Annotated in this window: 5 protein-coding genes; all 5 read left to right on the top strand. The window is 54.4% G+C overall.

The window, feature by feature from the left end; translation table 11 throughout:
* Positions 1–183, top strand: a 183-nt coding sequence (locus tag ACMTNU_RS20235; RefSeq protein WP_413937103.1) for a hypothetical protein, incomplete at its 5' end; no start/stop codon positions are given.
* On the top strand, positions 180–719 hold the full coding sequence (traF, locus tag ACMTNU_RS20230; RefSeq protein ID WP_413937102.1) for a conjugative transfer signal peptidase TraF: 540 nt from the start codon (positions 180–182) through the stop codon (positions 717–719). The genes ACMTNU_RS20235 and traF, both read left to right, overlap by 4 nt.
* A gap of 103 nt (positions 720–822) precedes the next feature.
* On the top strand, positions 823–1,065 hold the full coding sequence (locus ACMTNU_RS20225; protein WP_413937101.1) for a hypothetical protein: 243 nt from the start codon (positions 823–825) through the stop codon (positions 1,063–1,065).
* A 112-nt stretch (positions 1,066–1,177) separates the two neighbouring features.
* The gene (locus tag ACMTNU_RS20220; protein WP_413937100.1) at positions 1,178–1,630 is read left to right on the top strand and encodes a hypothetical protein; all 453 of its coding nucleotides are present in this window, start codon (positions 1,178–1,180) and stop codon (positions 1,628–1,630) included.
* Between the two features lie 1,354 nt (positions 1,631–2,984).
* Positions 2,985–3,884, top strand: a 900-nt coding sequence (locus ACMTNU_RS20215; protein WP_413937099.1) for a hypothetical protein, incomplete at its 3' end; no start/stop codon positions are given.

The raw sequence follows: 3,884 nt of genomic DNA, 5'->3' as shown, positions 1-3,884 counted from the left end.
GGACAGATCCTTGAAGCCGGGGATATGGTGATCTACGTCGCGGGGTTTCCGGCGATCTACGGCCGGCAGCCGCTCTTTTTTCACGATCCCATCTTTGCGGCCAGGGCGGCTATTCCACCGCCAGCAGTCAGCGACAGGCTCTGTGCGCCGCACGTGCCACAGGCCGTAAAGATCGAGCTATGACGACCTGGGGGAGCCGCTTGCGTCACCCGATTGTGATCGCGGGTCTCTGTCTCGCACTGGTCCTCGTCCTGGCTCATCAATCCGGTCTTCGTTTCAACACGACGCGCAGTATTCCCCTTGGGTTCTATCGGATGTCGACCGAGCCGATCGCAACAGGAGCCTATGTGTTGTGGTGCCCTCCGGAGCGCCCGGAGTTTGATCTGGCGAAGGAGCGGGGCTATATCGGGGTCGGATTTTGTCCTGGCGGATACGGGAATATGATGAAAAAGGTTGTGGCGTCAGATCATGATATCGTGAGCGTGACAGATGAGGGGGTGACAATCAACGGGACGCTTCTTCCAGCGAGCCAGCCCAGTGAGGCAGATTCGATGGGGAGACCGCTGCCACGGTTTCGTATCACCGATCATGTGCTGGCTCCGACGGAACTCGTGTTGATGTCGGACACGAACGGCCGGTCCTTCGATGCGCGTTACTTTGGTCCCGTGCACCGCATGCACATCCAAAGTCTCATCCATACTGTCTGGACGTGGGAGTGAAGACGGCCGCCGCTGGCTCGAGGGCCGACGGCGTTCGAGCACCGGTTAGTGGCCACTCGATACCGAAGAACTACTCTTGGTGGGGGTATAGAAATCCGGCATTGTGGTGCATAGTCTCCGCTATTCCACTCCGACCTTTGCCCTCCTCAATGATGCCAACCCGACGCGGATGCAAAAGATGATGCGGCATCAGCATTATGCGACGACGGAGATTTATGTGGAGGAAGTGCAGCGACTGCTCGAGGGGGCGGAAGATGCAGTGACGCAGATTTGGGACGTCTATACTATCGTCCTTCAACGCCTCGTCCATAGGGCTATATGGCCCGCCACCCCCTCTCATGGCTAAGGCCATCTTCTGGTATTGCGCTCGAGCAGAGATAAGTAGACCATTACATGAAAAGAGGATGTCCTAGGTAAATAACCTGCTTCTGCACAAAACGCGACCGATCGGAGTTCCGATGAACGTGACTCTGTTCTTCCTTGGGTGGTGGAGCACGAGCCACATCGCGGTCTTCTCGCTCGCCATCGCGCTGGCGCTCCTCCTGGTCTTCCCGAGCCTCGCTGCCGATACCAGCTACGTCTACGATAACGCGAGCCGCCCGCGCACTGTCATCGATCCCGCGAGTGACCACGCGAGCAATGCCTATGGCAGCGTGGGGAATCTGACTGGGATCACTCTGCGACCGTCCTCCACGCTTGCAGTCCTGCCGTTCACCCTGTCAGCAAGTCCCATTGGAACGACGGTTACTATCTACGGCACGGGGTTCAGTGCGCCTCTCCGCCTGCAATACTGTGAAGTTCAACACCGCGACCGTGCTCACAACGGCGACGACCGCTATGACCGCCACGGTGCCGAGTGGAGCCCCGACCGGTCCGGTGAGCGTCACGCAACGGGTAGAAGACTCGGTTGATCAGAGAAATTCTTTTCGAAAGGAGGTTGCGGCGAAGCGGATACCCAGGACGTCAGTCGAGCCGTTCGAATGAGTGTTCACTACACAGGAGGTGTCGCATGCGTCGGTACTACTTGTTGTGGGCTGCGATGGTGTTCGTGTTGTTTGGGGGCGGTTCTTTTGCATTGGCAGGGAATAACTTAATTGCAGGGGGAGGCACTACAGCGGGGTCCTGGGAGAGGCGTAGTGCCAGCGGAGGGTTCCTCAACTCAGGCACCTTGTGGGCGACACGAATAAGTCATTGCGCAGTCCTACTCCCTAACGGAAACACGTTTCTTGCTGGAGGATCTGCATCTGGAGGGACGTGGGAAATTCGAAATGCAACAGGAGGCCATGTCAGTAACGGGACATTATGGACAACGAGAGATTGGGCTTTTACTTGTTCCTTGCTCGGTAATGGCAATGTGCTCATCGTAGGAGGAGGCGCTTCTCCTGCAACCTGGGAAATCCGTAACGGCGCCGGTGGCTTCGTCAGCCAGGGAACGCTTTGGACAAGCAGATACGGTCACAGTGCCTCGGTGCTTTCTAACGGAAACGTCCTGATTACTGGTGGTTATGGCTCATCAGGAACGTGGGAAATTCGAGGTACAAACGGGAGTCTTGTATCCGGCACGAGCACTACGGGTATTTATCTGTGGTCTGGCCGCTCCGGTCACTGTTCCATTCAATTGAATAATGGCAATATGCTCTTAGTTGGTGGTGGTCCAGGGTATATCAGCTGGGAACTTCGAAATAGCAGCATGACTTTGATTAGTGCCAATTATACTTGGGCCTCTCGAGATGGTTCCACGTGCACCAAACTCCTGAACGGGAACGTCCTTATCGTTGGCGGATCGTGGAGCCCTGGGACATGGGAGATCCGAAGTAGCACGGGGGCTCTTGTTTCCAATGGGAACCTGTGGGTTGGCCGTGACGGACATCAAGCCGAATTACAAACGAATACCGGTAATGTCTTGATAACGGGAGGAACCGTGAGTCCTGGGACATGGGAACTTCGTTCAGCTACTGGTGCACTCATCGGCAGTGGTAATCTGAACGCATCGCGTTATGGACACACCCAAAATGAGCAGTAGATCTGCCTGAAACTGTAGACGGAAAGCGGGGCAGTCGTTTCTGGACTGCCCCGAAGAAGTAGTTATACGAGACCGAATAAGGAGAGTTTATGCAACCACTCGGTCTTCCAATAAGGTCAGTGGCCTGGTGTATGGTACTCTGTTTGTCGTTCATCCAAGCCGCGTGCACCCAGGATCTGCAGTCCTCATTGGAGTCTCCCGCTGTCACTGCAATCGCATCTGCTTCAACCAATGACGCAACGTTGCCAAATCCTCGTACTGATACAAACGATCTCACCGACCTCCTTGTAGCCAATCAGACGCCTCCAGCGTTTTCTTTGTTCATCGGAGAAACAAACGATGACGGTCTGCAAGACGAGATATCCATTTGTGAGTTCAACAAGATTTGCGTCACGACGCTTGATACGAGGGACAAACGCGTCTACCAGCATAGCGCTTGGCACAACGTGGAACTCATTGCGGTACAAGATACTGACGGCGAGCCCGGGTCGGAAATCGTTGTGTTAGCCCATACGCATGAAGGGTTGCTTGCGTGTGTTTGTGTCGTTCATGACAAAACCACATCGATCGCATTCTACCGTGGTCTTGGGTGGAGTTCGGTTGACAGCACAACTCTGGCGAATACGGACGCGATAGATGGAGATGAGATTCTTGTCCAGGTAAAAACTGAGGAGGGAACATTACGCTGTTTATGTCTCATCCGTGATCGTGATCGGACGGTGAGGGAATATGTGGATCAGTCCTGGGCAACCATACAGATCAAAGAAGTTGTCGATACAGATGGAGCGCTTGGGAAGGAAGTCATTTTTGAAAGTCGGGACGCGACCGATCAGCTCATATGCGTCTGTATCCTCCGAGACCGCGAAAACGAATTGACCACCTACAGCGATTCCCGATGGAGGATGGGGGAAGTCCATCTGTTCGCCGATACGGATGGCCAACCTGGCCTAGAAATCGTGGTTGCTTTTAGGAATGGTGCGGGCAGTGGAATCACGATCATCCATGATGTTTCACAGACATCCAAAACCTATCTCTTCGAAGAAGAGCATACGATTCAACAAGTCCGGAATTATGATCGCTTCTCAGGGGAAGAAATATGTGTGCTCTTGCCAAGCCGTGAGAAGTTCGTATTGATCACCGAC

This window comes from Nitrospira sp. BLG_1 (assembly GCF_047338595.1).
In the GTDB taxonomy this organism is placed as follows: domain Bacteria; phylum Nitrospirota; class Nitrospiria; order Nitrospirales; family Nitrospiraceae; genus Nitrospira_D.
The sequence above is the reverse complement of the archived record's forward strand: the minus strand, read 5'-3'. Positions and strand labels throughout refer to the sequence as shown.

What these genes read in the sequence shown, in the direction of transcription:
- traF (WP_413937102.1), top strand. Translation starts at nt 180, where the DNA reads ATGACGACCTGGGGGAGCCGCTTGCGTCACCCGATTGTGATCGCGGGT.
- ACMTNU_RS20220 (WP_413937100.1), top strand. Translation starts at nt 1,178, where the DNA reads ATGAACGTGACTCTGTTCTTCCTTGGGTGGTGGAGCACGAGCCACATC.